Here is a 26,110-nt window from a genome sequence, read left to right as displayed (position 1 = left end):
ACGGCGCCGCGACGCGCCTCGCCGCCGTGGAGGCGGACGTCGAGCGGCTGGATGCGCGCCGGGGCGAGCAGGCCGAGCGGCTGCGCGCGGCCCGGGCCGCGCAGAAGGACGCGCTCGCCGGCCTTCGCGCCCACGACGCCGACCTCGCCCGCCGGGCCGAGGAGGTCAACCGCGTCACCGTTCGGTACGAGTCCGCCGCCGCGGAGTGCGAGCGGCTGACGGAGGCGCTCGCGAGCGCCCAGGCCCAGGTGGGCGAGGCGGATCGCGCGTTCGACCGCGCCGACGACGAGTTGCAGCGCGCGCGGGAGGAGCCCCGTCCGATCCTCGACGCTTCGGCGCGCGAGGGGCTCGCCGCGGCGCTCGAGCTCGCGCGCGAGGCCGAGATGACGGCCCGCCTGGAGGTCGAGACGACGCGGGAGCGCGTCCGGGCGGCGCGCGCGCACGCCGACGGCCTCGTCCGCCAGCGCGAGCGGGAGCAGGCCGCGGCCGACGAGGCCGCGCGCCGGGCGGTCCTGCGCCGCCGCCAGCGCGAGATTGCCCAGGGGGTGGCCGACGAGCTGCCCGCCGTGCTCGACTCGGTCGATCGATCCGTCGCCGAGGCGCGGCACGCGCTGCACGAGGCGGAGCAGGCGCGCCGCGCCGTCTCGGGGGAGCTCCGGGAGCTCCGCGAGCGCGACGCGCGGATCCGCGAGCGGCTCGCGGCGCTCACCGCGAGCGTCCACGGGCTCGAGATGCAGATCCACGAGAAGAAGCTGCACCTCGCGAACCTCATCGAGCGCGCGCAGTCCGAGCTCGGGATGGGGGAGGACATCCTCGTCGCGGAATACGGGCCCGACCAGCCGGTTCCGGCCGACCCCGCGGACGACGCGGGCGAGGGGGAGCCGGCCGACGACGCCCCGTACGACCGCGCGGGGCAGGAGAAGCGCCTCCGCGCGGCGGAGCGGCGGCTCGCGCAGCTCGGCCGCGTCAACCCGCTCGCGCTCGAGGAGTTCTCCGCCCTCGAGCAGCGCCACCGGTTCCTCACCGAGCAGCTCGACGATCTCGTGCAGACGCGCGCCGACCTGCGCACGATCATCGCCGATCTCGACGAGCGCATGCAGACGATCTTCGCCGACGCGTTCGAGGACACCCGCGCGGCGTTCGACGAGATGTTCCCGATCCTGTTCCCTGGCGGGCAGGGCTCGCTCACCCTCACGAACCCGGAGGATCTGCTCACCACCGGCATCGACGTCGCGGTGCGACCAGCGGGCAAGAAGATCGAGCGCCTGTCGCTGCTCTCGGGCGGCGAGCGATCCCTCGCCGCCGTGGCGCTGCTGACGGCGATCTTCAAGGCCCGTCCGAGCCCGTTCTACATCCTGGACGAGGTTGAGGCCGCCCTCGACGACGCGAATCTCGGGCGGCTGCTCGGCGTCTTCGAGAAGCTGCGGGAGAACAGCCAGCTCCTCGTGATCACGCACCAGAAGCGAACGATGGAGATCGCGGACGCGCTGTACGGCGTCTCCATGCGGCAGGACGGCGTCTCCGCCGTCGTCGGGCAGCGCATCGTGGAGCGGCAGGGCGCGTGATGGCGTCCTCGCCCGCGGAGGCCTTCGACGCCCTCGCCTCCCGGCTCGATCGGTGGCCCGACGCGCCCGCGCACGACCTCGTGGCGGCGGACCGGAGCGATCGGGTGCTCCTCGAGGCGGCGGGCGCCGTCTCGGACGCCGTCGTGATCGGCGACCGGTACGGCGCGATCGCGCTGAGCATCCTCGCCGCGCACCCCGGCTCGCGGATTCGGGCGCATCAGGATCCGCTGACGGGCGAGCGCGCGCTCGCCGAGAACGCGCGCCGGACGGGCGTCGCGCGGGGCGGGCTGACCTGGCACGGCCTCGAGCCCGGCCTCGCCGCGGGCGCGGGCCTCGTGCTCCTGCAGCTCCCGCGCGGGCTCGACGCCCTCGACGAGATCGCCGGAGTCGTGGCGGGGGCCGCGGACCCGGCGGTCGAGCTCGTCGCCGTGGGGCGGACGAAGCACATGACGCCGCGGATGAACGCCGTGCTCGGGCGCCACTTTCGGACGGTGATCGCCGAGCGCGCGGTCGGCAAGTCCCGCGTCCTGCGGGCCCGCGCGCCTCGACCCGGAACCGCCGGTGCGTGGCCGAGGGCGGCCCGCGACGACGCCGTGGGGCTGGAGATCCGCGCGCACGGCGCTGCGTTCGCCGGCCCCGCCGTCGACATCGGCACGCGATTTCTCCTGAGCCGCCTCGGGGACATGCCGCATGCGGAATCCGTGATGGACCTGGGGTGCGGCACGGGGATCCTCGCGTCGGCGTACGCCGCCGCCCGGCCCGCGGCCCGCGTCCTCGCGACCGACCGCTCGTGGGCGGCCGTGGAGTCCGCGCGCGCGACCGTGCGTGCGAACGGGCTGGGCGCCCGCGTCGAGGTCGTGCGCGACGTCGGCGCGGCGTCGCAAGCGGACGCCGCCTTCGGACTCGTGCTGTTGAACCCGCCGTTCCACTCGGGGGCCGCCGTCACCGACACGATCGCGCCCGAGCTCTTCCGCGACGCCGCCCGGGTTCTCGCCCCCGGCGGCGAGCTGTGGGCGGTGTGGAACTCGCACATGCGGTACCGCCCGCAGCTCGAGCGCCTCGTCGGCCCGACGCGCGAGGTCGCGCGCGATGCGACCTTCACCGTGACGGCGTCCACCCGGCGGGGCGGCTAGGCTGGAACCCATGGCGGAGAAGTGGTCCCTCGGTCGCGCCCTGCGCGGCATGTTCGTGAAAGAGACGATCGACGAGAACACCTGGGACGACCTCGAGACGGCGCTCATCACGGCGGACTTCGGGCCGGACATCACGGAGCGGATCGTCGAGGAGCTTCGCGACAAGGTGGATCGCTACGGGACCACCGACCCGAAGGACCTCAAGCGGATGCTCGTCGAGAGCCTCGAGGAGCGCTTCGACAAGTTCGACACGACCCTGAAGCTCACCGAGCGCCCCGCCGTCGTGCTCGTCGTCGGGATCAACGGCGTCGGCAAGACGACGACGATTGGCAAGTTCGCCCACTTCCTCCGCCGGTACGGCCGCTCCATCGTCGTGGGCGCCGCGGACACCTTCCGCGCGGCCGCCGTGGAGCAGCTGGCGACCTGGGCGGAGCGGGGCGGCGCGGCGATCGTGCGCCCCGAGCGGGAGGGCCAGGACCCGGCGTCGGTCGCGTTCCAAACCATCGACTACGCCCAGCGGACGGGCACGGAGATCGTGCTCGTCGACACGGCCGGACGCCTGCACACGAAGGCCGGCCTGATGGACGAGCTGACGAAGGTGCGCCGCGTGATCGAGAAGCAGGCGCCCATCAGCGAGGTCCTGCTCGTCCTCGACGCGACGACGGGTCAAAACGGCGTCCTGCAGGCCGAGGCGTTCCTCGAGCACGCCGGCGTGACGGGCCTCGTCATCAGCAAGCTCGACGGATCCGCGAAGGGCGGATTCGTCCTCGCGGTGCAGGAGCGTACCGGCATCCCCGTGAAGCTGCTCGGCGAGGGCGAGGGGATCGGCGACCTCACGGGCTTCGCGCCCCACGCTTTCGCGGCGCAACTCGTCGGCTAATGGCGGACCGCCCCCCACGATCGGCCCCGCTCGTGGTTGAGTAGGGGCATGGCGATCGAACACGACTACTTCGGGCTGCTCGAGTCGGGCCCCGACGGGGCGATCTTCTGGTCGGAGAACGTCGACCTCGGGGATATGCGCGTGACGGTCGACCTGACGGCGCCCGATCAGGACGACGTCACGCTCGACGCGCTCGACGCCGCCGCCTCGCTCGTGACGGCGCTCGACGAGATCGATCGCCGCGCGCGCGACGCCATGCTCGCGGAGGTCGACAACCGGGCGAGCGACGTCACGGAGTTCATCCTCATGATGACCGACCGCTACGGCGACGAGATCGAGGACATCCTCGTCGACGTGTCCGGCGACGCCCCCGTCGATATCATCCGCTCGCTCGAGCTCATGAGCATGACGATCCTCGCCGACGAGCACGGGGGATCCGACCCGTTCGCGGTGCTCGAGTACGCGCTGGATCCCGACGAAACGGACGACGTTCTCCTCGTGAACTTCGCGAGCGACGGCACGGTGCAGTCTGCCACGAGCGCCGACTGACCGACATTATGCGGAGGCCGCGATCAGCGCCCGCGTGAACGCGTCCCGCGGGTGCGCGTAGACCTCCTCGACCTCGCCCTCCTCGACGACGCGGCCGCCTCGCAGGACCACGACGCGGTCGGCGACGCGCCGCACGACGGCGAGGTCGTGCGAGATGAACACGATCCCGACGTCGTCCGCGCGCGCGAGATCGACGAGCAGGTCGAGGATGCCGGCCTGCGTCGTGACGTCGAGCGCGGAGACCGGCTCGTCGCACACGAGGACGCGGGGGAGCGCCGCGAGAGCCCGGGCGATCGCGACCCGCTGGCGTTGGCCGCCGGACAGCTGGGCGGGTCGCCGCGCGAGGACGGCGGCGGGCAGCCCGACGCGGGCGAGTAGGCGTTCCGGCGTCTCCGCGCCGTCCCGCCGCGCGGAGGAGAGGATCCGGCCCACGCGGAGGCGCGGGTCGAACGAGCCGAGCGGATCCTGCGGCACGAGTCGCACGGGCTCGGCGAGCCGCCGCACGCGCCCCCCGTCGGGGCGCTCGACGCCGATCAGCAGGCGGGCGAGGGTCGACTTGCCCGAGCCGGATTCCCCCACGAGGCCGACGACCTCGCCCGCGCGGAGGTCGAGGTCGACGCCGCCGAGCGCGGCCACCGGCCCGTACTGTCGGCGGAGGGCGCTGCCGGACAGGACGATCTCGCCGCGCGGGCGCGCCGCGCCGCGGGGCGCTGGGTTCGGCCCGCGCGGCACGGCCGCGACGAGCGCCGCCGTCGCGGGGTGCTGCGGCGCGCCGAGGACCGCCGTCGTCGGGCCGGCCTCGACGATGCGCCCGGCGTCGATCACGGCGACGCGGTCGGCGACGCGCTCGGCCTGTCGCATGTCGTGCGTGATGAGGAGGATCCCGGCGCCGGCGGCTCGCTGGGCGTCGAGTAGATCGAGGACCCGCGCGGCCGTCGTGGCATCCAGCGCCGTCGTCGGTTCGTCCGCGATGATCAGGCGCGCGCCGCCGACGACGGCGGACGCGATCAACGCGCGCTGGCGCATCCCTCCCGAGAGCTCGCCGGAGCGGCGCCGGGCGATGGCCCGCGGCTCCGCGAGCCCCGCGTCGGCGAGGGCCCGCTCGACGCGGGGCTCGCGCGCGCGTCGCGGGACGCCCGCGGCGGCGAGCGTCTCGCCGACCTCCGCGCCGATCGTGCGCAGCGGGTCGAGCGACTGAAGCGCGTCCTGCAGGACGAGCCCAACGCGCGATCCGCGGATCCGGCGCCAGCGGCGGGCGCCCGCGCGGCGGAGGTCGGATCCGTCGATCTGCAGACGCGAGGCGTCGACCCGCGCCCCGGGTTCGGCCTGGGTCAGCCCCAACAGTGTGCGCGCGAGCACCGACTTCCCCGCGCCCGAGGCCCCCACGAGGGCGACGATCTCGCCGGCGGCGACGTCGAGATCGACCCCGTCGAGCACGCTACCGGCCGCGGCCAGCCGTACGCTCAGCCCCCGCACGCTCGCGAGCGCGCTCACGTGCGGCCTCCCGTCGTGAGGGCGCGCCCGAGGACCGTCAGGGCGGTCGCGGCGCACACGATCCCAAGCCCGGGGAAGAGCGTCATCCACCAGGCGGTGCCGATGTAGGGGCGGCCCGCGTTCAGCATCGCGCCCCACTCGGGGCTCGGCGGTGCCTGGCCGAGCCCGAGGAAGCTGAGCGCCGCGACCCAGACGATCGCCTGGCCGACGCCGAGCGTGATCATGGCCACGAGGGGGCCCAACGTATTGGGGAGCACGTGGCGCCCGAACCTCCGGGGCGCCGAGAGGCCCTCGTGCCGGGCGTACGCGACGTATTCGCTCTGCCCGACGACGCGTACGCGGGCCCGGACGATGCGGGCGTAACCGGGCGCGGTGGCCAGGCCGATCGCGAGGACGGAGCTGCCGGTTCCGGCGCCGAGAACGGCGACGAAGAGGAGGGCGATCACGAGGGTGGGGAGCGCGTAGAGCACCTCGACGACGCGGGTGAGAGCGCGGTCGATCACCCGGGGGCCGAGCCCGGAGGCGAAGCCGATCGCGGCGCCGAGGCCGACGCCGAGCGCCGTCGCGGCTAGGCCGATCCCGACGGACGCGCGGGCGCCGTGCACGACGCGCGTGAACACGTCGCGCCCCGACTCGTCGGTGCCGAACGGGTGCTCCGCGTCGGGCGGTCCGAATCCCTCAGCCGGCGCGATCGCGAGCGGATCCCCGGACGCCACGAGGCCCGGCCAGACCGCGGCGAGGGCGACGACCGCCGTGACGACGGCCGCGACGATCCCCACGGCTCCGAGGCGTCGCGCGCGGGTCACTGGCCGACCCCCGCCGCGATCTCGGGCGTCGGGGCGTGGCGACCGCCGAGGCGCGGATCCAGCCAGGCCTCGGCGAGATCCGTCACGGTCACGACGACGACGTACACCAGCGCCACGACGATCACCGTCCCGATGACGACCGGCACGTCGCGCTGCAGCGCCGCCTCTTGCAGGAGGCGCCCGAGCCCCGGCCGGGCGAAGAGCACCTCCACGACGACCGCGCCCGAGAGGAGGCTGCCGAGCGCCCAGCCCGACAGCGCGAGGCCGGGCAGCGCGGCGTGCCGCAGCGTGTGCGCGAGCAGAACCCGCGCCTCGCCCGCGCCGCGGGCGCGCGCGCTCGTCGCGAACGGCGCCGCGTCGGCGTCCGCGAGGGCGTCGCTCGTCACCTGCGCGAGGAACCCCGCGATCGGAACGGCCAGCGTCGCGACCGGGAGGACGAGCGCCGCGGGGTCGTCTCCCGCGCTCGTCGCCGGTAGCCACCCGAGCGACGTCGCGAAGACCATGATGAGAACCGCGCCGAGCCAGAATTGCGGCGTGACGGCGGCGACCACCTCCAGCCCGCTGAGCGCCGCCTGGGCGGCGCGGCCGGCGGGTCCGCGGGAGAACGCCCGGATGAAGGATCCCGCGAGGGTGAGGATCCACGCGAGGGCGAAGGACAGCGCGGCGAGCACGAGCGTGGTCCCGAGGTTCTCGAGAAGGAGGTCCGTCACGGGGACACGGCGCGCGTACGAGTCGCCGAGGTTCAGGGTGGCGACGTCGCGCAGCTGCAGCAGGTACTGCGCCCAGAGCGGCTCGTCGAGGCCGTAGCGTTCGGTCGCCGCCTGCACGGCGTCGGGACCCGCTTGGGATCCCGGCCCGCCGAGGATCGCCTCGAGCGGATCGCCCGTCGCGCGCAGCGCGAAGAACACGACGGTGGCGACGACCCACACGACGAGCAGGGCGGATCCGACGCGCCCCGCCACGACGCCGGCGATCCGACGCGGCGCCGTCATTCGGTCAGGCGCGCGTTGACGAACGTGGGCGTCGAGATCGTGTGGATCGTGCCGACGCCCTCGACGCCGCGCGTGAGGAAGTGATTCTGCTGGTCGTACAGCGGGAGCACGGTGTGGCTGTCGAGGATGATGCGCTGCGCCGCCGTGTACAGCTCGGCGCGCTCGTCGGCGTCGGTCGTCGCCATCGCCTCGTCGAGCAGCGCGTCGAGGTCGGGGTCGGACAGCTGCGCGTGGTTCGCGAAGTACCCGGAAGGGGCCGGCGTGATCCCGTCGGAGTGATACAGGATCCGGAGCACGTCGGGCCCGACGGTCGTGTACGGCGCCGAGACGGCGTCATAGGCGTTCTCGGCGAGCGCGCCGTACCAGGCGGACAGGTCCACGGGATCGAGCTCGACGTCGAATCCGACGGCGCCCGCGTTCGCCTGGATCTGCTCGAACAGCGACTGTTCGGCGGGGGTGGACTGGTTCGTCGAGACGGGGAAACGCACGACCAGGCGCTCGCCGTTCCGGGTGCGGATGCCGTCCTCGTCGGCGCGCACCCAGCCCGCCTCGTCGAGCAGCTCGGCGGCCCGTTCCGGATCCGTCGGGAACGCGTCCGGATCCGACAGCGCGAGCGGCTCCGCGCTCGAGAGCACGGCGTACGAGCGCGAGGTCGTCCCCGCGAAGAGGGTCTCGATGCCGGGGGACGGGTCCGCGACGAGCAGGAACGCCTCGCGCACCCGGTCGTCGTCGAACGGCGCCTGGGAGGCGTTCAGCTCGATGCGGTTCGACGCCGCGGGGCGCGGCTGGTCGATGTGTCCGAAGCCCTGCGCCTCGGCCGCGGCGATGTCGGTCGGCAGGGGGTTGTCGATGACGTGCACCTCGCCGGAGGCGAGCGCGGCCTGGCGCGTGGCGGCGTCGGGCACGAACCGCCACTCGATGCCGTCCAGTAGGGCCGCTCCCTCGTGATCGGCCTCGGGATTCGTCGCGACGTAGTCCTCGTTGCGCGCGAGCGTGACCGACTGTTGCGGGGTCCAGCTCTCCACGACGAAGGGGCCGGTGCCGATGGGCGCCTGGCAGTTCGCCTCCATCCCGCGTTCGATCCCGGCCGGAGACTCCATGGCCGCCCACTGCTGGCTGAGGACCTCAAGCATCGCCGACTTTGGCGTCGACAGGTGCAGGCGGACGTGTGTGGCGTCGACGACCTCGACGCGCTCGACCTGCTCCACCGCGAGGTACCCCGTGGACGACCCGGTGTCTGGATCCTGCAGGTGCACGATGTTCGCGGCGACCGCCTCGGCGTCGAAGGGCGTCCCGTCGGTGAACGAGATGTCGTCGCGCAGGGTGATGTCCCAGGTGAGGCCGTCGTCCGACGGCTCGCCCGACTCCGCGAGCCACGGGACGATCTCGCCGTCGGCGTCGCGGCCGAACAGCGGCTCGAGGAACTGGGTGGACAGGAGCCCCTGGGGGTAGTTGCCGCCGACATGAGGATCGAGGCACGTCGGCTCCGCGTCGCCGGTCGCGTACACGAGCGTCCCCCCGGCGGTCGCCTGCGGGGTGTCGGCGGACGGATCCGCGGCGCAGGCGCTCGCGGCGAGCGCGGCCAGGGCCACGAGGGCCGCGGACAGGGGGCGGAGGGAAGGGCGCATGGAAACTCTCTGGCGATGTCGGACGCGGTCCAAGAAATGGACCGCGTCCGATCCTATCCCCGCCGGGCGCGCTCTCAGACCGCCTGCGCGAAGTCGGCCGACGCGTCGTCCGCGATGTGCGCGAGGTGGGGAGGGATCTCCCGCCCCTTCCGGCGCATCGAGCGCGCCCAAAGGCGCCCGGCCCGATAGGACGATCGCACCAGGGGGCCGGCGAGAACGCCGAGGAACCCGAGGCTCTCCGCCGTCTCGCGGAGCGCGACGAACTGCTCCGGGCGGATCCAGCGGTCCACCGGCAGGTGGCGCGGAGACGGCCGGAGGTACTGGGTGAGCGTGAGGATGTCGCAGCCGGCGTCGCGCAGGTCGCGCATCGCGGGCTCGATCTCGTCGTCCCGCTCGCCCATCCCGAGGATCAGGTTCGACTTCGTGATGAGCCCCGCCTCGTGCCCCTGACGGACGACGCCCAGCGAGCGTTCGTACGCGAACGCGGGTCGGATCCGCCGGAACACGCGAGGAACGGTCTCGACGTTGTGTGCGAAGACCTCGGGGCGCGCCGCGAAGATCTCCCCGAGGTGGTCGGGGTTCCCGCCGTGGTCGTTCGCGAGCAGCTCGACGCCCGTGGCGGGGTTGCGCTGGTGGATCTGCCGCACGGTCTCGGCGTTCAGCCATGCTCCCGTGTCGGCCAGGTCGTCGCGGGCCACGGAGGTGACGGTCGCGTATCGCAGGCCCATGCGGGACACCGACTCGGCGACGCGGCGCGGCTCGTCCGTGTCGTAGGCGGCGGGTCGGCCCGTGTCGATCTGGCAGAAGTCGCACCGCCGGGTGCACTGGGATCCGCCGATGAGGAAGGTCGCCTCCTTGTCCTCCCAGCACTCGAAGATGTTGGGGCACCCCGCTTCCTGGCACACCGTGTGCAGGTCCTCGCCCTTGACCAGCTCCTGGAGTCCGCGATACTCGGGCCCCTGGCGTACGCGGGTCTTGATCCACGGCGGCTTCTTCTCGATGGGGGTCTGCGCGTTGCGCACCTCGAGGCGGAGGAGGCGCCGTCCCTCGGGTGCGGCGCTCATGCGGGCACCCCCGCGAGCTCGGCCGCGACGGCGTCGGCCGCGGCGGAGGCGAGGCGCGCGGGCGACAGGTCCCGCCCCGTCTCCCGCGCGATCGTCGTGACCCCGGCGTCCGCGATCCCGCACGGCACGATCTCGTCGAACGGCGCGAGCGCGTTCGTGCAGTTGAGCGCGAAGCCGTGGAGCGTGACGCCGCGCTCGACGCGGACGCCGATCGCGGCGATCTTCGCGGGCCCGTTCTCGCCGTCCACCCAGACGCCCGTGCGGCCCGGGATCCGGCGCCCCGCGATGTCGAGGTCGCCGACGAGCGCGAGGAGGGCGCGCTCGAGCCGGCGGACGTGCCCGACGACCTCGCGGGCGCCGCCGACGCGCACGATGGGATACCCGACGAGCTGGCCCGGTCCGTGCCAGGTGATCCGCCCGCCGCGGTCGACCTCGACGACGGGGGTGGCGCTCTTCCGCGGGCGATCGGCCGGCTCCGTCCGCGACCCGGCGGTGAAGACGGCCTCGTGTTCGAGCAGAACGAGCGTGTCGTCCCGGATCCCCGACACGACGTCGGCGTGGATCCGGCGCTGCAGATCCCACCCCGCCCGGTATTCGACTGTTCGCGGGGCGAACCCCGCCTCGATGAGCTCCACGATGCGCCTCCCTTGATTATTGGACGGGATCCAACAATAGGGCACGCGGGGCGCGGACGCGCCATAGGCTAGGGGCATGAGGACCGCACCCACCGGCCGCCCGGGGCGCCCGCGCGCCATTTCGCGCGGCATGCTGGCGGAGGCGGCCTGCGAGCTCTTCCTCGAGCGCGGTTACGACGCCACCACCGTGGGCGACATCGCGTCCCGCGCGGGCATCGCGCGCTCGAGCTTCTTCAACTACGCCGCAGGCAAGGCCGAGCTCGTGTGGGGAGCGCTCGACGAGCGCATCGCGGGGCTGGAGGCCGCCATCGATCGCGGCGCGTCGGTCGCCGAGGCGCTCCGGGGCCTCGCCGACGGCTTCCATCCCGACCAGCTGGCCCTCGTCCTCGCGCAGGCTGACGCGATGCGGATGGCGGACCACGTCGACCTCGAGTCGGCGGTGCGCGGGTACCGCATCGCGCGGGTCGTGGCGCGGGGACTGCGCGCCGTGGGGGAGGACCCGCTCGGGGCCGAGGTTCGCGGCGGGGCGCACGGCGCGGCGGTTCTCGCGGCCCTGCGGGAGTGGGCGCACGACGGCGCGGGGGCCTCGGCGTTCGCCACGCACCTCGCGCGTGCGACGGCCTACGTGCCGACGCGGTAAAATCGGCTCATCATGGCTACTTTCGGCAACCTCTCTGAGCGCCTCACCGAGACCTTCAAGAACCTTCGGACGAAGGGCAAGCTGTCGGCGGCCGACGTCGATGGCACCGTGCGGGAGATCCGACGCGCGCTCCTCGACGCCGACGTGGCGCTCCCCGTGGTCAAGGCGTTCACGGCCCGGGTGCGCGAGCGCGCGCTCGGCGACGAGGTCAACCGGGCGCTGAACCCGGCCCAGCAGGTCGTGCAGATCGTCAACGAGGAGCTCATCGAGATCCTCGGCGGTCGGCAGCGGCCGCTGCAGTTCGCGAAGACGGCGCCCACGGTGATCATGCTCGCGGGCCTGCAGGGATCCGGTAAGACGACCTTCGCCGGCAAGCTCGCGCGCCGGCTGCAGCGCGACGGGCACACGCCGCTCCTCGTCGCGGCCGACCTGCAGCGCCCGAACGCCGTGAACCAGCTCCAGGTCGTGGGCGAGCGCGCGGGCGCCGTCGTCTTCGCGCCCGAGCCCGGCAACGGCGTCGGCGACGCCGTCACGGTCTCAAAGGCGGGCGTCGAGCACGCGCGGCAGAAGCAGCACGACGTCGTGATCATCGACACGGCGGGCCGCCTCGGCGTGGACGAGGCGCTCATGAAGGAGGCGGCGCAGGTCCGCCGCGCCACGCAGCCCGACGAGGTGCTGTTCGTCATCGACGCGATGATCGGGCAGGACGCCGTCGCGACGGCGAAGGCCTTCCAGGAGGGCGTCGACTTCACGGGCGTCGTGCTCTCGAAGCTCGACGGCGACGCGCGCGGTGGCGCGGCCCTGTCGGTCGCCTCGCTGACGGAGCGCCCCATCATCTTCGCCTCGACGGGAGAGGGGCTCGACGACCTCGAGGAGTTCCATCCGGACCGCATGGCGAGCCGGATCCTCGACCTCGGCGACATCCTGACGCTGATCGAGCAGGCGCAGCAGGCCTTCGACGAGGAGGAGGCACGCAAGGTCGCCGAGAAGCTCGCGACCGAGGCCTTCACGCTCGACGACTTCCTCGAGCAGATGCAGCAGCTCAAGAAGATGGGGTCGATGAAGAAGATGCTCGGCATGCTGCCGGGCATGGGCGGCCAGATGAAGCAGCAGCTGCAGGACTTCGACGACAGCGAGATCGGCCGCACGGAGGCGATCATCCGGTCGATGACGCCCGGCGAGCGCCACAACACGAAGGTGCTGAACGGCTCGCGTCGCGCCCGCATCGCGCGCGGATCCGGCGTTACGGTGACCGAGGTGAACCAGCTCGTCAACCGCTTCGAGCAGGCGGCGAAGATGATGAAAAAGGTCGCGCGGGGCGAGAACGCCGGTATTCCCGGCATGGGCGCGATGCCCGGCCAGAAGCCCGGCGCGTCGACGAAGCGCCAGAAGAAGGGCAAGAAGCGCTACCAGGCGCCGCAGTCCGGCAACCCGGCCAAGCGCGCCGCGGAGCCCGCACCCGCCGCGGCCCCCGCAGGGTCGGGTTTCGGCCTGGGCGCCTCCCAGGGAGCGCCGAGCGAGTCGGAGCTGGCGGAGATCCAGAAGCTGTTCGGGAAGAACTAACGGCGCACACGACAGCGGGGCGGGGCCATCAGGCCCCGCCCCGCTGTCGTGTGCTGCTCGATTACTTCACGTCGTCGTCGACCCAGTCCATCGACTTCGTGACGGCCTTGCGCCACAGTCGGACCTGCCGCTCGCGCTCGTCCTCGGCCATCGCGGGCTCCCAGCGGGAGTCCTCCTGCCAGTTGTCCTGGACCTCCTCGAGGCCCGACCAGAACCCGACCGCGAGGCCCGCCGCGTACGCCGCCCCGAGGGCCGTGGTCTCGGCCACGACGGGGCGCACGACCGGCACGCCAATGACGTCCGCCTGGAACTGCATCAGCGTGTCGTTCGCCACCATGCCGCCGTCGACGCGCAGCTCGCTGAGCTCGACGCCCGCGTCGGCGTTGACGGCGTCGAGGACGTCGCGCGTCTGGAAGGCGACGGCCTCGAGCGCGGCGCGCGCGATGTGGTGCTTGTTGGCGTAGCGCGTCAGCCCCACGATCGCGCCGCGGGCATCGGGGCGCCAGTACGGCGCGTACAGGCCGGAGAAGGCCGGCACGAAGTACACGCCGCCGTTGTCCTCGGCACCCTGCGCGAGTTCCTCGACCTCGGGCGCAGAGGAGATGATGCCGAGCTGGTCGCGGAGCCACTGGATGAGGGATCCCGTCACGGCGATGGATCCCTCGAGCGCGTACTGCGCGGGCTGGTCGCCGAGCTTGTACCCGACGGTCGTGAGTAGCCCGTTCTCCGAGCGCACAATCTCGTCGCCCGTGTTGAAGATGAGGAAGTTGCCCGTGCCATAGGTGTTCTTGCTCTCGCCCTTCGCGAAGGCCGCCTGCCCGAACGTCGCCGCCTGCTGGTCGCCGAGGATGCCCGCGATGGGCGTCTCGCGCAGCAGCGAGGAATCCTCGGCGTAGCCGTACACCTCGGAGGACGAGCGGATCTCCGGCATCATCGAGCGCGGCACGCCAAAGTCCGAGAGGATGTCGTCGCGCCACTCGAGCGTCTCGAGGTCCATGAACAGCGTGCGCGAGGCGTTAGTGACGTCCGTGACGTGCACGCCGCCGTCGGTGCCGCCCGTCAGGTTCCAGAGCACCCAGGTGTCGGTCGTGCCGAAGAGGAGGTCGCCCGCCTCGGCGCGCTCGCGGGCGCCGTCGACATTGTCGAGGATCCAGGCGATCTTCGTGCCGGCGAAGTAGGTGGCGAGCGGCAGGCCCACGATCGAGGCGTATCGGTCTACGCCCTCGTCGCCCGCGAGGCGGTCGACGATCGCCTGCGTGCGCGTGTCCTGCCACACGATCGCGTGATACACGGGCTCGCCCGTGCGGCGGTCCCACACGACCGCCGTCTCGCGCTGGTTCGTGATGCCCACGGCCTCGATGTGGTGGCGCGTCAGGTCCGCGCGGCTGAGGGCGAGGCCAATGACCTCCTGCACGTTGCGCCAGATCTCGACGGCGTCGTGCTCGACCCAACCCGGCCGCGGGAAGATCTGCTCGTGCTCCTTCTGGCCGACCGAGACGATCGACCCCTTCTTGTCGAAAACGATGGCTCGGCTCGAGGTCGTGCCCTGGTCGATGGCGAGGATGTATTCGCCCATAGTTTCTCCTTTGAACGCGGTTGGTGACGGTATCAGGCGGCGAGGCCCAGCAGAAGCGGGGCGGCGAAGGCGGCGAGGGCGCCGCCGGCGAGCGGACCCACGACGGGGATCCAGGCGTAACCCCAGTCGCTCGACCCCTTGCCGGCGATGGGGAGGAAGGCGTGCGCGATGCGCGGGCCCAGGTCGCGCGCCGGGTTGATGGCGTATCCCGTGGGCCCGCCCAGCGACGCGCCGATGCCGACGACGAGGAGGGCGACGGGCAGGCCGGTGAGCGGCCCGAGGCCTCCCGGGACGCCGACGGAGATGTCGCCGTAGTCCGCGAACGCGAAGATCACGAACACGAGGACGAAGGTCGCGATGATCTCGGTCACGAGGTTGAAGCCCGCGCCGCGGATGGCGGGGCCCGTCGAAAAGACGCCGAGCTTGTTCGCGGCGTCCGGCTCCGCGTCGAAGTGCTTCTTATAGGAGACCCAGCACAGCACGGCTCCGACGATACCGCCGAGCACCTCGGCGACGGTCGCGAGCGCGAACATCCACGGCGTGATCGTGCCCGCGATCATGAGCCCGAGGCCGACGGCGGGGTTCAGGACCGCGCCCGAGTATGCGGAGACGAGGAATCCGGCGAACACGCCGAGCCCCCATCCCCAGTTGATCATGAGGGTGCCTCCCGCGAAGCCCTTCGTCTGCGCGAGCACGACGTTGGCGACGACCCCGCATCCGAGCAGGACGAGCATGGCCGTCCCGACGAATTCGGAGAGGAAGTACAGCCCGGGATTCAGTTCTGTCATGTGTCTTCTTTGACCTTCCGGGCACGCCAGACGTCGGCGCGCCGATGGGGAGGGGTGAAACGCCGCCGTTCGCGCCCCCGCGGGGGCGCCGCGCCGCAGCCGCGCGCGTCTTAGGCGCTGACGCGACCGCGACCGTCGCGCTGCGCGACGTGCTGACGCACCTCGTCGACCTCGGCGTCGCGCGTGAGCGCGTCCCAGCCGAGGAGGTCGGCGAGGGCGCCGGCGATGCCCGTCAGCGCGTCGTCCGAGGCGTGACCGGTGAACGCGAGGCTGGTGCGGCGGAGCACGACGTCCGTGAGGTGGACCACGTGCTCCTCGCGGACCATCCACTCGAGCTCGCGGGTCGAGACGTCGCCATCCGCGAGCGGGGCGTCCTCGCCCTCCGAGACGAAGCGCCAGACATCGGCCGCGCGCGTGCCGTAGCGCGCGAGCAGGCGCGCGGCGCGGTCGCCGGCGCCGGGCAGGTGGCGCTCCACCCACGCGTCGCGTTCGGCGTCCGTCGTCGGGAACTCGCGCCCGCCGCCGATCGGCACCTCTGTCGTGTCGACGCCGCGCTCGCGCCCGAGCAGCCCGAGTACGCGCGTCGCGAGCGTCTCGCCGAGGGCGCGGAAGGTCGTCCACTTTCCGCCGACCAGGCTAAGGAACGGCACCGCGCCGGACTCGTCGACCTCAACGCGGTAGTCGCGCGAGACGAAGCCGGGCGCCGTGTCCTCGTGACGGGGCAGGGGCCGGATCCCGGAGAAGCGATACACGATCTGCGAACGCTCGACGGCGATCGTCGGGAAGACGTGGCGGATGAGGTCGAAGAAGTAGTCGACCTCCTCCTCCGTGCACACGGCGGGCTCGGCCGGATCCGCATCGATGTCGGTTGTGCCGACGAGGACGCGCCCCTTCAGCGGGTAGATCAGGACGATGCGGCCGTCGGAGTGCTCGAAGAAGATCTCGCGCCCGCGCGTCGCGGCGAGCAGCTCGGGGTGGTCGAGCACGATGTGCGAGCCCTTCGTCCCGCCCATGTAGCGGGTGGGCGTGCCGAACGCCTTGTTCGTGAGGTCGGTCCAGGGGCCGGAGGCGTTGACGACGACGTCCGCCTCGATATCGAAGGTCGTCCCGGTCTCGCGGTCGCGCACCGTGACGCCGCGGGGCGTTCGGCCGACGGCCTCGACGTAGTTCAGCGCGAGGGCGCCGTCGTGGGCGCGCACGCCGTCGAGCAGGACGTCGAGCGCGAGGCGCTCGGGGTCGTGCATGGAGGCGTCGAAGTAGGTCGCCGTGTAGGCGATCTTGTCGTCGAGCCGGGGGAGCTCCGTCAGGGAACGCTCGCGCCGCAGGAAGCGGTGTCGGGGCACGCTCCCGCCGTCGCGCGAGAAGGTGTCGTAGATCATGAGGCCGAGCTTGATGAGCGCGGCGCCACGCTCCTGCGGCTTGCCCGAGCGGTGCGTGAGGAAGCGCAGCGGCGCGGACAGGATTCCGGAGAAGGTCGAGTAGATCGGGATGGTCGTCTCGAGCGGCTTGACGAAGTGCGGCGCGAGCTTCAGGAGGCGATTGCGCTCCTGAACCGACTCCTTGACGAGGCGGAACTCGCCGTTCTCGAGGTAGCGGATCCCGCCGTGCACCATGTGGCTCGACGCCGACGAGGCCCCCGAGGCGAAGTCGCCGCGCTCCACGAGGACGACGTCCACGCCCTGCAGTGCCAGGTCGCGGAAGGTGGAGATCCCGTTGATGCCGCCGCCGACGACGACGACGGAGGCGCGCCCGGCCTCGCGCACGGCGCGGACGGAGGGGCGTTCGGGGGACGAAGCGACGCGTGACATGACACAACCTTTCCAGCGGGTTCCTCTAGCCTGATCTTCCAGAGAACGAACGAGCAACTCGGCTGCACATATGTGCACTTCGGGGTGTCGCGTGCCGGGAGGGGCCGCTCATGACGAAAAATGCGTCGCCATCGCGCACCGAGCAGGCGCTCACGGCGGCCCAGCTGTACTACCTGCAGGACCGCACGATGGAGGCGATCGCGCGGGAGATGCGCGTGTCGCGGTCCTCGGTCTCGCGGCTGCTCGCCCACGCGCGGGAGACGGGCATCGTGGACATTCGCATCGCCTCGCCGCTCGCGCTCGCCGGCCACCTCGAGCAGCGCCTGCACGATCGTTTCGGTGCCACCGCGCACGTCGTGCCGGTCCCTCGGGGCGTGAGCGAGGCGGATCGCCTCGAGCGCGTATCGATGACCTCGGCCCGCGTGCTGTCGCAGTTCGTCGAATCGAACATGATCGTCGGGGTCGCGTGGGGGTCGACCCTCAGCGTCGTGAGCAGACACCTCCCGCTCAAGCCGACCCGCGGGACGACGATCGTGCAGCTCAACGGGGCCGGGAACACGCACTCGACCGGTGTGGAGTATTCGAGCGAGATCCTCGAGCGGTTCGGCGCGGCGTTCGGCGCGACGGTGCAGCGGTTCCCCGTGCCCGCGTTCTTCGACGACCCCGCGACCCGCGACGCGATGTGGCGCGAGCGCATGACGCGGCGCGTGCTCAACATGCAGGCGCGCATGGACGCGGTGGTCTTCAGCGTCGGCTCGCCCTCCGCCGACGTCCCGAGCCACGTCTACGTGGGCGGCTACCTCGAGCGCTCGGACTACCGCAGCCTCGCGGAGGACCGGGCGGTCGGCGACATCGCCACGGTGTTCTATCGGGCCGACGGATCCTGGCGCGACATCGTCCTGAACGCGCGCGCGACGGGTCCGGAGCTCGACCGGCTCGCCCGGGTGCCCCGGCGCGTCTGCGTCGCCGCGGGCGAACACAAGCTCCCGAGCCTGCGCGCGGCGCTCGGGGCGGGCTACGTCACGGACGTCGTCCTCGACGAGGACCTCGCCACGCGCCTCCTCGAGACGTGAGCCTTAGTCGTTCTCCGAGCGGCCGAGGCGCCAGTAGCCCATGAACGCCACGGCGCGGCGATCGACGCCGACGGTGCGCACGAGGTGGCGGCGGATCTCCTTCACCGCGCCGGCCTCGCCCGCCACCCAGGCGTAGAGCGGGGCGCTCTTCAGCGCGGCCCCGCCCTTGGCCGTGCGGGGGACCTCCCAGAGGAGGCCGGCGTCCACGTCGATCTCCTCGACGTCCGCGCCGCGGCCGTCGGGGCAGAGCGCGCCGGCGTGGGCGGCGACGGCGTCGAGGAGATGGCCGTGTCTCGCGCCGGCCGCGCGGCCGGAGGCGACCACGCGGAACCCCGGGTGCGGCGGCAGGTACGCGACATCGTGGTCGTCGGGCACCTCGAGCACGACGACGCCCGTCGCATCCCGTGGGAGCTGCTCGAGGATGACGGCGATCGCGGGCGCGGCCGTCTCGTCGCCGACGAGGAGGATGTTTTCGGTCCGCGCCGGCGGCACGAAGTCGATCCCGAGGCTCACGCCTGCGTGGTGGATCGTGGGCGCGAGGACGAGGAGCTCGTCGCCCGGCTGCGCCCGGTCGATCCACGCCGAGGCGGGTCCGTCGACCTCGTGCGCAACCATGTCGATGTCGACCTCGCGCGCCTCGGGGCGGACGGCGCGAGTCGTGTAGGTCCGGAACGGTGGGCGGGAGCCGGGCGGCAATTCCCGCCACGCGGTGTACCAGTCGTCGTGCGTGGGCATCGCGTCGAGCCCCAGCGTGGGGGTCGGAAAGACGACCTTGACGCGCTGGTCGTATCCCGGGTCCCCATAATCGTCGAGGTCGTCGCCGGTCAGCGTGATGCGCCGAAAGCTCGGCGTCAGGGCTTCGACGCGCGCGACGCGCGTGCGGAAAAAGCGCATCGGGCGGGTGTCGGTCGAAGTGGCGGTGCTCATGCGGTGGCTCCTGAGGTGTCGGCGGCGCGCACGTGGTGGCGACCGCGGGGGAGAACGAGGGGCGTGCCCGAGACGGGATCCTCGATGACCTGGGCGTCGAGCGAGAACACGTCGCGGATGAGGCCCGCGTCGACGATGTCCGCCGGCGCCCCGCTGGAGAGGATCCGCCCGGCGTGCATCGCGAAGAGATGGTCCGCGTAGCGGGCCGCGAGGTTGATGTCGTGCAGCACCATCACGATCGTGGTTCCGCGCTCGCGGTTGAGGTCGGTGAGCAGATCGAGGACCTCGACCTGGTGGGTGAGGTCGAGGAAGGTCGTGGGTTCGTCGAGCAGGAGGAGGTCCGTCTCCTGCGCGAGGGCCATGGCGATCCACACGCGTTGCCGTTGCCCCCCGGAGAGCTCGTCGACCGAGCGGTCGGCCAGGTGGGCGATGCCGGTCGACTCGAGCGCCGCGGCCACGGCGCGTTCGTCCTCGCCGGACCACGTGCGAAACAGCTTCTGGTGAGGGTGCCGACCGCGGCCCACGAGGTCGGCGACCGCGATTCCCTCGGGCGCGACGGGCTGCTGCGGGAGCAGGCCGAGGGATTGCGCGAGCTGCTTGGTGGGAATCGAATCGATCCGCGCTCCGTCGAGGATCACGCTGCCCTCGCGCGCGGGGATCAGCCGCGCGAGCGCCTTGAGCAGAGTCGACTTGCCGCAGGCGTTCGAGCCGACGATGACGCTGATCTGTCCGGGCGGGAGCGAGAGGTCGACGCCGTCGACGACGACGCGGCCGCCGTAGCCCGCGCGCAGGGCGTGCGCTTCGAGGCTGTGGTGCGTGGTCATGAGGAGCCTCCGAGGCGGCTGGTGCGGACGAGGAGAAACAGGAGGTAGGGCGCTCCCACGATGCCCGTGATGACGCCCACGGGGAACGAGGTGTCGAACGCGAACTGCCCGAGCAGGTCGGCGGCCAGCACGAGCGCGGCGCCCACGAGCGCCGACGGGATCACGAGAGATCCGCTCGCGCCGACGATGCGCCGCGCGATCGGGCCTGCGAGGAACGCGACGAAGGCGATGGGCCCGGTCGTGGCCGTCGCGAAGCACGCGAGCGCGACGGCGACGATCACGAGGCCGATGCGCGCACGATCGACGCGCACGCCGAGCGCGATCGCGGAGGCGTCGCCGAGTTCGAGTGCGGACAGGTCGCGCGCCAGGAGCGCGGCGACCGGCACGAGGACGACGACCGCGACCGCGAGCGGCCACACGTCCTCCATGCGCGAGCCGTTGAGGCTTCCCGTCAACCACCGCATGGCCACGGCGACGTCCCATTCGGCCGCCTTCTGGACGACGAAAGAGACCACGGCGTCGAGCATCGCACCCACCCCGATCCCGATGAGGATGAGGCGCCCGCCCGTCGATTCGCCGCCGCGCGCCGCGAGCGCGATGACCGCCGCGGTGGCCACGCCGAACACGAGCGCGAGGATCATGGCGGCGCCCGTCGAGAGGTGCAGGACGACGAGGGCGACGATGGCCGCCACGCTCGCGCCGGAGGTGATGCCGATAACGTCGGGGCTCGCGAGGGGGTTGCGCAGGAGTGTCTGGAAGGTGGATCCGGCGACACCGAACGCGAGGCCCGCGAGCAGGCCGGTGAGCGCGCGGGGGAGGCGCAGGCTGCCGACGGTGAAGCTCGCGCCGGGAACCTGCTCGCCGCGGAGGACGGCCCACACGTCCGAGAGCGGATAGATGGTCTGGCCGAGCAGGAGCATGGCGACGACGAGGGCTGCGACGACGAGGGCGAGGGTCACGATCCCGGCGAGACGCCGGCGGTGGCGCCGCCGGCGCCCGGCACGCAGCGCCTCGCGCGGCGCATTCATCAGAGCGGTGGTCATCACAGCGCCCGCATCCGGGTGCGCCGCGCGATGACGACGAGGACGGGTGCGCCGAGGAACGCCGTGATGATGCCGGCCTCGACCTCTCCCGGCGCGCCGAGGACGCGCCCGATCGTGTCGGCGAGCGTGAGGAGCACAGCGCCGCCGACCGCCGAGAGCGGCAGGATCCAGCGCTGATCGGTCCCCGAGAGGAGGCGGACGGCGTGGGGCACCATGAGGCCCACGAAGGCGATGGGGCCCGCGAGCGCCGTCACGGCGCCGCACAGCGCGACGCCGGCCGCCGCCGCGATCAGGCGCGTGCGCCCGACGCTCACGCCGAGGCCGGACGCGACCTCGTCGCCGAGCGCGAGCGCGTTGAGCGCGGGGGTGGCGGCGATGCCGGCGAGGGCGGCGATCACCAGGAGCGGGGCGACCGTGCCGAGCGTGTCCCACTCGGCGCCGCCGACGCCGCCCACTTGCCAGTAGCGGAACTCGTTCATGGCCTGCGCGCGGGGGAGGAGCACGGCGCTGACGAGCGACGACAGCGCGGCGGTCGTCGCGGCGCCGGCGAGCGCGAGCTTGATCGGCGTGGCGCCGCCGGCCCCGACGGAGCCGACCGCGTACACGAAGGCGGCCGCGAGCGCGGCGCCGGCGAGCGCGAGGCCGAGGTACTCGTACACGCTGGAGATGCCGAGAAACGCGATGCCGCAGACGACGAACAGCGCGGCCCCCGTATTCACGCCGAGGATCCCGGGGTCCGCGACGGGGTTGCGCGTGATCGCCTGCATGAGCGCCCCGGACATCGCGAGCGCCGCGCCCGCGACGAGCCCGAGGACCGTGCGGGGGATCCGCTCGTACACGGCGATCGCGCCGATCTCGCCCGGAACCTCCCCGCGGAAGAAGGATCCGAGCCCGTCCGCGATCTCCGACAGCGTCACGGGCCGCGAGCCGAACGCGAGCGACGCGGCGATCGCGAGCGCCACCGCGAGGATCGAGGCGCCGACGAGCAGGGAACGCCGCCGCGCGGCCACCCGAGGGGCGGCCGCGCGGCGGGACGGGGTGACGCGGGTCACTCGGAGGCCGCGACAGCCTCGTCGAGCATCGCGACGTAGTCGTTCAGCACCCACGGGATCGACAGGACCGAGGGCGACACGGCGCTGGAGGTCGCGTCGCCGTCTCCGACCACGACCACGGCGCCGTTCTGGACGGCGGGCACCGTGCTCCACAGCTCGTCGCTCTGCAACGCGTCGAGGAGCGTGTCGTCGCCGTAGGTCACGATGACGTCGACGTCGTCGAGCTGGTCCGCGTTCTCCGCGCTGATGTCGGCGTAGAACGCGCCGTCCTCGCCCGCGGCGACGGCGACCTCGGGGAAGTCGAATCCGAGGTCCCCGAGGAAAGCGGTGCGCGAGTCGCCCTCGGCGTACACCGAGACCGTCGACAGGTCCGCTGCGGACATGTAGAAGAAGGCGGCGGTCTTGCCGGCGAAGTCGGATCCGGCGGTCGCGTCGGCGATCTGCTGGTCGACGTCCGCGACGAGCTGCTCGCCCTCCTCCGCCATGCCGAGAGCGGCGGCGTCGAGGGTCGCCGCGTCGCGCCACGGCGTGTACCAGGGGATGTCGGGGTACGCCACGGTCGGCGCGATCTCCGTGAGGGTCGCGTAGTCCTCCTCCGTCAGACCGGATTGCGCGGCGAGGATGACATCGGGCGCCGAGTCCGCGATCGCCTCGAAGTCGATGCCGTCGGTCGTGTCGAAAATGACCGGCTCGTCGGCGCCCAGGTCGGCGTACGCGTCGAGCGACCACTCGTACAGGCCGAGCCCGTCGCTGCCGTCGGCCGACCAGGTCTGGTCGTCGACGCCGACCGGCGCGACGCCGAGGGCGAGCGCGACGTCGTGGTTGCCCCAGCCGATCGCCGCCACGCGCTCCGGCGTGCCCTCGATCGTCGTCTCGCCGAGCGCGTGCTCGATGACGATCGCGTCGCTGGCGGCGTCCGCCGGCGCTGCCGCGTCGTCGGAGCCGGACGCGCAGGAGGCGAGGACGAGGCCCGTCGCCGCGAGGGCCGCGGTGGCGAGGAGGGGGCGTGCGGACATGGCGTGCCTTTCGACAGGGGGCGGCCGGGAAATTGACCGAGGAAAGGCTTACCTAAATCAACCGGAATTGCAACTCGCGGCGCGCGACGCGCGGCGCGCGAGGTTCGCGCTCCCCAAGAGGATCTGGCAGAATAGACCGTCGGAGCGCGCGCTCGACCCTCTATCCGGCGTCGCGGTCCACCCTTTGAGCTTCCGCCAGCGTGCATCACCCCACGCGCAGGGCGACTGGTTCGTTCATCTCTGTCAACACCACAGGAGAATCGTGGCTGTCAAGATCCGTCTCAAGCGCCTGGGCAAGATCCGTGCCCCCTACTACCGCATCGTCGTCGCCGACTCGCGCACCAAGCGCGACGGTCGCGTGATCGAGGAGATCGGTAAGTACCACCCGACCGAGGAGCCCTCGTTCATCGAGGTCGACTCGGAGCGCGCTCAGTACTGGCTGTCCGTCGGCGCGCAGCCGACCGACCAGGTCCGCGCCATTCTGAAGATCACCGGCGACTGGGGCACGTTCCAGGGCGACAAGGACGCCGTGAGCACGCTCCGCGTCGCCGACGAGAAGAAGGCATATGAGGCCGACTCTTCGAAGAAGTCGGTCGTCAAGCCCGTCGCGAAGAAGGCCGCCCCGGCCGACGAGGCGCCCGCCGAGGCGTCGGACGCGGCAGCGGAGTAATCCCTCGTGCTTTCCGCCGCGCTCGAACACGTCGTCAAGGGAATCGTCGACGAACCGGATGAGGTCCGGATCGACGAGTCCACCGGTCCTCGCGGGGACGTGCTGGAAGTGCACGTCGCCGAGGGCGACCGCGGGCGCGTGATCGGGCGCGGCGGACGCACGGCCAAGGCCCTGCGGACCGTCGTGTCCGCCCTGGCCAACGGGCGGCGCGTGCGCGTCGACGTGGCTGACGACTGATGTCCGCCGCACCCCAGACTCCCCGAGATCAGCTCCGCGTCGGCCGCATCCTCAAGGCGCACGGCCTCAAGGGCGCGCTCAAGCTCGAGCTGTACACCGATGACCCGGACGGGCGCTTTCGCCCCGGCGCGTCGTTCACCCTGCAGGTGCCGGAGCACTCGAAGTGGCATCGCGAGACGATCACGGTGCGCGAGTTTCGCTGGATGAACCAGAGCCCCGTGGTGTTCTTCGAGGGCATCGACGACCGCACCGAGGCCGAGAGCCTCGTGCGCGCGATCCTCTGGGTGGACCACGACGAGGCCGCCGTGCAGCCCGAGGACGACGCCTGGTACGACCATCAGCTCGTCGGCCTCGACGCCGTCCGCGACGGCGAGGTCGTCGGCCGTGTCGCTCGCGTCGACCACTTCCCGTCGCAGGACCTCCTCATCGTCGAGGTGGGCGAGCGCGAGGTCATGGTGCCCTTCGTGTCGGCGATCGTTCCCGAGGTGGACCTCGCCGCGGGCCGCGTCGTGATGACCCCACCCGCGGGGCTGTTCGAGGATGTCGCCGATGAGGACTGACCGCGTGGCGGATCCGTCCGCGCGCGGGCTTCCGCTGTGGGCGGCGGCGCTTGCCGCCGCGGCCGGCGGATTCGCCCTCGACCTATCCTTTCCCTCCGCAGGGGTCTGGCCGCTCGCATTCGTGGCGGTGGCGCTGTCGCTGTCGTCACTCGTCGGACGCACCTACGGATCCGCGTTCCTCGTCGGCGCCCTCTTCGGCGCCGCCTTCTACTTCCCCCACATCGACTGGGCGGCCCGTTTTCTGGGCGACAACCCGCTCGCGTGGGTGCCGTGGGCGGCCCTCGCGGGCATCGAAACGGTGTTCATGGCGCTCGGCGCCCTGGCCATCGCGGCGACGTACCGCTGGTTGCCGCGCGTCACCGCGCCCGGCACCCTGCGGCCTATCCTGACGGCGCTCCTCGTGGCCGGCGTGTGGACGGCGCGCGAAATCGTCATGGGGTCCTGGCCCTACGGGGGCTTCCCCTGGGGCCGGATCGGGATGAGCCAGTCCGAGAGCCCCCTCGCGCCCGTCGCGTCGTGGATATCCGTCTCGGGCCTGTCCTTCCTCATCGTGCTGCTCGCCGCCGCCCTCGTGGAAGCCGTGCGCGTCGCGCTGCAGCGCGACCCGCGCGCGCCGCGCTCGTGGAGCGGGCTCGCGATTCCCGCGCTCGGCGGCGTTGCGCTGGCGCTCGTCCCCGCGTTTCCGACGACCGCCGCGGGAGAGATGTCGATCGCGGCCGTGCAGGGGAACGGCCCCGCCGCGTACCTCGACGCGCGCGGCCCCTACGACGTCCTCGACGCGCAGATCGCGGCGACCGCGCCGGTCGTGGGGCAGGACGTCGACCTCGTCGTCTGGCCCGAGGGCGGTGTCGACGCGGATCCGCTGAGGGACCCCGCGGCCGCGGCACAGCTCGACGCACAGGTGGCGGCGCTCGGCGCGCCGCTCCTCGTGAACGCCGCGATCGACGAGGGCGACCTCGTGTACAACCGATCGCTGCTGTGGACGGCCGACGGCCCCGCCGCGGAGCACTCCAAGCGGTACCCGGTGCCGTTCGGCGAGTACGTCCCCCAGCGGGACCTCTACGAGCGCCTGGCGCCGTCTCTCGTCGCGATGATCGGCCGTGAATATACCCCGGGTACGGACGCGCCGAACATGGTGGTCGACGGCGTCGGGATCGGCCTGGCGATCTGCTTCGACGTCCTGTTCGACGACCTCGTGTTCGAGAGCATCGACGGGGGAGCCCAGGTGCTCGCCTTCCAGACGAACAACGCCGATTTCCGCGGGACGGAGGAGAACGTCCAGCAGCTCGCGGTCGCGCGCATGCGCGCCATCGAGACCGGGCGGAGCGTCGTGAACGTCTCAACGGTCGGCACGAGCCAGGTCATTGCCCCCGACGGGACGGCGATCGCCTCCCTGGCGGCGGACGAGGCGGGCGCGATCGTGGCGGACGTGGAGCTGCGCGACGGCACCACGCCTGCGGTGGCCGCGGGCGGCGGGATCCGCGCCGTGCTGACGTGGTTCCCCCTCGCGGGGCTCGCGATCGCGGGTGCGCTCGCCGATCGGCTGCGCCGCATGGGTGCCGGGGCGGAGCCTGGGGCGTAGCCTGT

25 protein-coding genes are annotated in these 26,110 nt (G+C 72.5%); 11 read left to right on the top strand and 14 right to left on the bottom strand.

From position 1 onward, the window contains the following. The 4 genes from GJQ66_RS10570 to GJQ66_RS10555 form a co-directional block, all read left to right on the top strand. Positions 1-1,565, top strand: a 1,565-nt coding sequence (locus GJQ66_RS10570) for an AAA family ATPase (RefSeq protein ID WP_155049338.1), incomplete at its 5' end; no start/stop codon positions are given. Further along, entirely contained in the window at positions 1,565-2,698 is a 1,134-nt protein-coding gene (locus GJQ66_RS10565) for a class I SAM-dependent methyltransferase (RefSeq protein ID WP_155049337.1), read from the top strand. The genes GJQ66_RS10570 and GJQ66_RS10565, both read left to right, overlap by 1 nt. A 10-nt stretch (positions 2,699-2,708) precedes the next feature. Further along, positions 2,709-3,578 (top strand): signal recognition particle-docking protein FtsY, encoded by an 870-nt coding sequence (ftsY, locus tag GJQ66_RS10560; protein WP_155049336.1) that lies wholly within the window; start codon positions 2,709-2,711, stop codon positions 3,576-3,578. A gap of 48 nt (positions 3,579-3,626) precedes the next feature. Then, positions 3,627-4,127, top strand: coding sequence for a DUF2004 domain-containing protein (locus GJQ66_RS10555; RefSeq protein ID WP_155049335.1), 501 nt, complete (start codon positions 3,627-3,629; stop codon positions 4,125-4,127). Positions 4,128-4,133: 6 nt separating this feature from the next. Here GJQ66_RS10555 and GJQ66_RS10550 read toward each other — a convergent pair whose 3' ends face one another. The 6 genes from GJQ66_RS10550 to lipB form a co-directional block, all read right to left on the bottom strand. Then, entirely contained in the window at positions 4,134-5,621 is a 1,488-nt protein-coding gene (locus tag GJQ66_RS10550) for an ABC transporter ATP-binding protein (RefSeq protein ID WP_368732880.1), read from the bottom strand. Continuing rightward, positions 5,618-6,427 carry an ABC transporter permease gene (locus GJQ66_RS10545; protein ID WP_368732879.1) on the bottom strand — a complete coding sequence of 270 codons (810 nt, stop codon included), beginning with the start codon at positions 6,425-6,427 and terminating at the stop codon, positions 5,618-5,620. The genes GJQ66_RS10550 and GJQ66_RS10545 overlap by 4 nt, the downstream gene beginning before the upstream one ends. Continuing rightward, positions 6,424-7,419: an ABC transporter permease gene (locus tag GJQ66_RS10540; RefSeq protein ID WP_155049334.1), complete on the bottom strand. Its 996-nt coding sequence runs from the start codon at positions 7,417-7,419 to the stop codon at positions 6,424-6,426. Before GJQ66_RS10540 ends, GJQ66_RS10545 begins: the two co-directional genes overlap by 4 nt. Continuing rightward, positions 7,416-9,047 (bottom strand): ABC transporter substrate-binding protein, encoded by a 1,632-nt coding sequence (locus GJQ66_RS10535; protein WP_155049333.1) that lies wholly within the window; start codon positions 9,045-9,047, stop codon positions 7,416-7,418. Before GJQ66_RS10535 ends, GJQ66_RS10540 begins: the two co-directional genes overlap by 4 nt. 74 nt (positions 9,048-9,121) lie before the next feature. Further along, the gene (gene lipA, locus GJQ66_RS10530) at positions 9,122-10,111 is read right to left on the bottom strand and encodes a lipoyl synthase (RefSeq protein ID WP_155049332.1); all 990 of its coding nucleotides are present in this window, start codon (positions 10,109-10,111) and stop codon (positions 9,122-9,124) included. Beyond that, entirely contained in the window at positions 10,108-10,749 is a 642-nt protein-coding gene (lipB, locus tag GJQ66_RS10525; protein WP_368732881.1) for a lipoyl(octanoyl) transferase LipB, read from the bottom strand. The genes lipA and lipB overlap by 4 nt, the downstream gene beginning before the upstream one ends. 73 nt (positions 10,750-10,822) lie before the next feature. On the opposite strand from lipB, the gene GJQ66_RS10520 reads away from it, so the two are divergent. Together GJQ66_RS10520 and ffh are read left to right on the top strand one after the other, a co-directional pair. Further along, entirely contained in the window at positions 10,823-11,386 is a 564-nt protein-coding gene (locus GJQ66_RS10520) for a TetR/AcrR family transcriptional regulator (protein ID WP_155049330.1), read from the top strand. 12 nt (positions 11,387-11,398) lie between these two features. Further along, complete coding sequence (gene ffh, locus GJQ66_RS10515; RefSeq protein WP_155049329.1) at positions 11,399-12,949, top strand: signal recognition particle protein; 1,551 nt, start codon at positions 11,399-11,401, stop codon at positions 12,947-12,949. A gap of 61 nt (positions 12,950-13,010) precedes the next feature. Here ffh and glpK read toward each other — a convergent pair whose 3' ends face one another. The 3 genes from glpK to GJQ66_RS10500 all read right to left on the bottom strand — a co-directional run bounded on the left by glpK (position 13,011) and on the right by GJQ66_RS10500 (position 17,121). Continuing rightward, on the bottom strand, positions 13,011-14,525 hold the full coding sequence (gene glpK, locus GJQ66_RS10510) for a glycerol kinase GlpK (protein WP_155049328.1): 1,515 nt from the start codon (positions 14,523-14,525) through the stop codon (positions 13,011-13,013). A gap of 32 nt (positions 14,526-14,557) precedes the next feature. Further along, a complete protein-coding gene (locus tag GJQ66_RS10505) occupies positions 14,558-15,313 on the bottom strand; it encodes an MIP/aquaporin family protein (protein WP_155049327.1) in 756 nt (251 codons plus the stop codon). 110 nt (positions 15,314-15,423) lie between these two features. Then, entirely contained in the window at positions 15,424-17,121 is a 1,698-nt protein-coding gene (locus GJQ66_RS10500; protein ID WP_155049326.1) for a glycerol-3-phosphate dehydrogenase/oxidase, read from the bottom strand. 110 nt (positions 17,122-17,231) lie between these two features. Here GJQ66_RS10500 and GJQ66_RS10495 point away from each other — a divergent pair, with 110 nt between their 5' ends. Next, positions 17,232-18,194 (top strand): sugar-binding transcriptional regulator, encoded by a 963-nt coding sequence (locus GJQ66_RS10495; protein WP_155049325.1) that lies wholly within the window; start codon positions 17,232-17,234, stop codon positions 18,192-18,194. Between the two features lie 3 nt (positions 18,195-18,197). Here the strand turns inward: GJQ66_RS10495 and GJQ66_RS10490 are convergent, their stop codons facing one another. The 5 genes from GJQ66_RS10490 to GJQ66_RS10470 are packed head-to-tail and all read right to left on the bottom strand — an operon-like array spanning position 18,198 to position 23,056. Next, positions 18,198-19,121: a siderophore-interacting protein gene (locus GJQ66_RS10490; protein ID WP_155049324.1), complete on the bottom strand. Its 924-nt coding sequence runs from the start codon at positions 19,119-19,121 to the stop codon at positions 18,198-18,200. Further along, entirely contained in the window at positions 19,118-19,945 is an 828-nt protein-coding gene (locus tag GJQ66_RS10485; protein WP_155049323.1) for an ABC transporter ATP-binding protein, read from the bottom strand. The genes GJQ66_RS10490 and GJQ66_RS10485 overlap by 4 nt, the downstream gene beginning before the upstream one ends. Continuing rightward, the gene (locus GJQ66_RS10480; RefSeq protein WP_155049340.1) at positions 19,942-20,988 is read right to left on the bottom strand and encodes an iron chelate uptake ABC transporter family permease subunit; all 1,047 of its coding nucleotides are present in this window, start codon (positions 20,986-20,988) and stop codon (positions 19,942-19,944) included. The genes GJQ66_RS10485 and GJQ66_RS10480 overlap by 4 nt, the downstream gene beginning before the upstream one ends. Next, positions 20,988-22,040 (bottom strand): FecCD family ABC transporter permease, encoded by a 1,053-nt coding sequence (locus GJQ66_RS10475; protein ID WP_368732878.1) that lies wholly within the window; start codon positions 22,038-22,040, stop codon positions 20,988-20,990. Before GJQ66_RS10475 ends, GJQ66_RS10480 begins: the two co-directional genes overlap by 1 nt. Then, positions 22,037-23,056 carry an iron-siderophore ABC transporter substrate-binding protein gene (locus GJQ66_RS10470; RefSeq protein WP_155049322.1) on the bottom strand — a complete coding sequence of 340 codons (1,020 nt, stop codon included), beginning with the start codon at positions 23,054-23,056 and terminating at the stop codon, positions 22,037-22,039. The genes GJQ66_RS10475 and GJQ66_RS10470 overlap by 4 nt, the downstream gene beginning before the upstream one ends. A gap of 262 nt (positions 23,057-23,318) precedes the next feature. Between GJQ66_RS10470 and rpsP the strand changes: the two genes are divergently transcribed. Genes rpsP through lnt form a run of 4 tightly spaced genes read left to right on the top strand, consistent with a single transcriptional unit; the run spans position 23,319 to position 26,105 of the window. Then, positions 23,319-23,726 carry a 30S ribosomal protein S16 gene (gene rpsP / locus GJQ66_RS10465; protein ID WP_166318434.1) on the top strand — a complete coding sequence of 136 codons (408 nt, stop codon included), beginning with the start codon at positions 23,319-23,321 and terminating at the stop codon, positions 23,724-23,726. Positions 23,727-23,732: 6 nt separating this feature from the next. Continuing rightward, positions 23,733-23,963: a KH domain-containing protein gene (locus tag GJQ66_RS10460; RefSeq protein WP_368732877.1), complete on the top strand. Its 231-nt coding sequence runs from the start codon at positions 23,733-23,735 to the stop codon at positions 23,961-23,963. Then, the gene (gene rimM, locus GJQ66_RS10455) at positions 23,963-24,523 is read left to right on the top strand and encodes a ribosome maturation factor RimM (RefSeq protein WP_155049320.1); all 561 of its coding nucleotides are present in this window, start codon (positions 23,963-23,965) and stop codon (positions 24,521-24,523) included. The genes GJQ66_RS10460 and rimM overlap by 1 nt, the downstream gene beginning before the upstream one ends. Continuing rightward, the gene (gene lnt, locus GJQ66_RS10450; RefSeq protein WP_196215861.1) at positions 24,513-26,105 is read left to right on the top strand and encodes an apolipoprotein N-acyltransferase; all 1,593 of its coding nucleotides are present in this window, start codon (positions 24,513-24,515) and stop codon (positions 26,103-26,105) included. Before rimM ends, lnt begins: the two co-directional genes overlap by 11 nt. Positions 26,106-26,110: the final 5 nt, after the last annotated feature.

Source organism: Microbacterium sp. ZXX196 (assembly GCF_009709595.1).
In the GTDB taxonomy this organism is placed as follows: Bacteria; Actinomycetota; Actinomycetes; order Actinomycetales; family Microbacteriaceae; genus Microbacterium; species Microbacterium excoecariae.
This window is presented reverse-complemented; position numbering and strand designations above follow the sequence as displayed.

Bases quoted from the DNA above. Each gene is read 5' to 3' on its own strand.
- GJQ66_RS10565 (WP_155049337.1), top strand. From the start codon at position 1,565: ATGGCGTCCTCGCCCGCGGAGGCCTTCGACGCCCTCGCCTCCCGGCTC.
- ftsY (WP_155049336.1), top strand. From the start codon at position 2,709: ATGGCGGAGAAGTGGTCCCTCGGTCGCGCCCTGCGCGGCATGTTCGTG.
- GJQ66_RS10555 (WP_155049335.1), top strand. From the start codon at position 3,627: ATGGCGATCGAACACGACTACTTCGGGCTGCTCGAGTCGGGCCCCGAC.
- GJQ66_RS10540 (WP_155049334.1), bottom strand. From the start codon at position 7,419: ATGACGGCGCCGCGTCGGATCGCCGGCGTCGTGGCGGGGCGCGTCGGA.
- GJQ66_RS10535 (WP_155049333.1), bottom strand. From the start codon at position 9,047: ATGCGCCCTTCCCTCCGCCCCCTGTCCGCGGCCCTCGTGGCCCTGGCC.
- lipA (WP_155049332.1), bottom strand. From the start codon at position 10,111: ATGAGCGCCGCACCCGAGGGACGGCGCCTCCTCCGCCTCGAGGTGCGC.
- GJQ66_RS10520 (WP_155049330.1), top strand. From the start codon at position 10,823: ATGAGGACCGCACCCACCGGCCGCCCGGGGCGCCCGCGCGCCATTTCG.
- ffh (WP_155049329.1), top strand. From the start codon at position 11,399: ATGGCTACTTTCGGCAACCTCTCTGAGCGCCTCACCGAGACCTTCAAG.
- glpK (WP_155049328.1), bottom strand. From the start codon at position 14,525: ATGGGCGAATACATCCTCGCCATCGACCAGGGCACGACCTCGAGCCGA.
- GJQ66_RS10505 (WP_155049327.1), bottom strand. From the start codon at position 15,313: ATGACAGAACTGAATCCCGGGCTGTACTTCCTCTCCGAATTCGTCGGG.
- GJQ66_RS10500 (WP_155049326.1), bottom strand. From the start codon at position 17,121: ATGTCACGCGTCGCTTCGTCCCCCGAACGCCCCTCCGTCCGCGCCGTG.
- GJQ66_RS10495 (WP_155049325.1), top strand. From the start codon at position 17,232: ATGACGAAAAATGCGTCGCCATCGCGCACCGAGCAGGCGCTCACGGCG.
- GJQ66_RS10490 (WP_155049324.1), bottom strand. From the start codon at position 19,121: ATGAGCACCGCCACTTCGACCGACACCCGCCCGATGCGCTTTTTCCGC.
- GJQ66_RS10485 (WP_155049323.1), bottom strand. From the start codon at position 19,945: ATGACCACGCACCACAGCCTCGAAGCGCACGCCCTGCGCGCGGGCTAC.
- GJQ66_RS10480 (WP_155049340.1), bottom strand. From the start codon at position 20,988: ATGACCACCGCTCTGATGAATGCGCCGCGCGAGGCGCTGCGTGCCGGG.
- GJQ66_RS10470 (WP_155049322.1), bottom strand. From the start codon at position 23,056: ATGTCCGCACGCCCCCTCCTCGCCACCGCGGCCCTCGCGGCGACGGGC.
- rimM (WP_155049320.1), top strand. From the start codon at position 23,963: ATGTCCGCCGCACCCCAGACTCCCCGAGATCAGCTCCGCGTCGGCCGC.
- lnt (WP_196215861.1), top strand. From the start codon at position 24,513: ATGAGGACTGACCGCGTGGCGGATCCGTCCGCGCGCGGGCTTCCGCTG.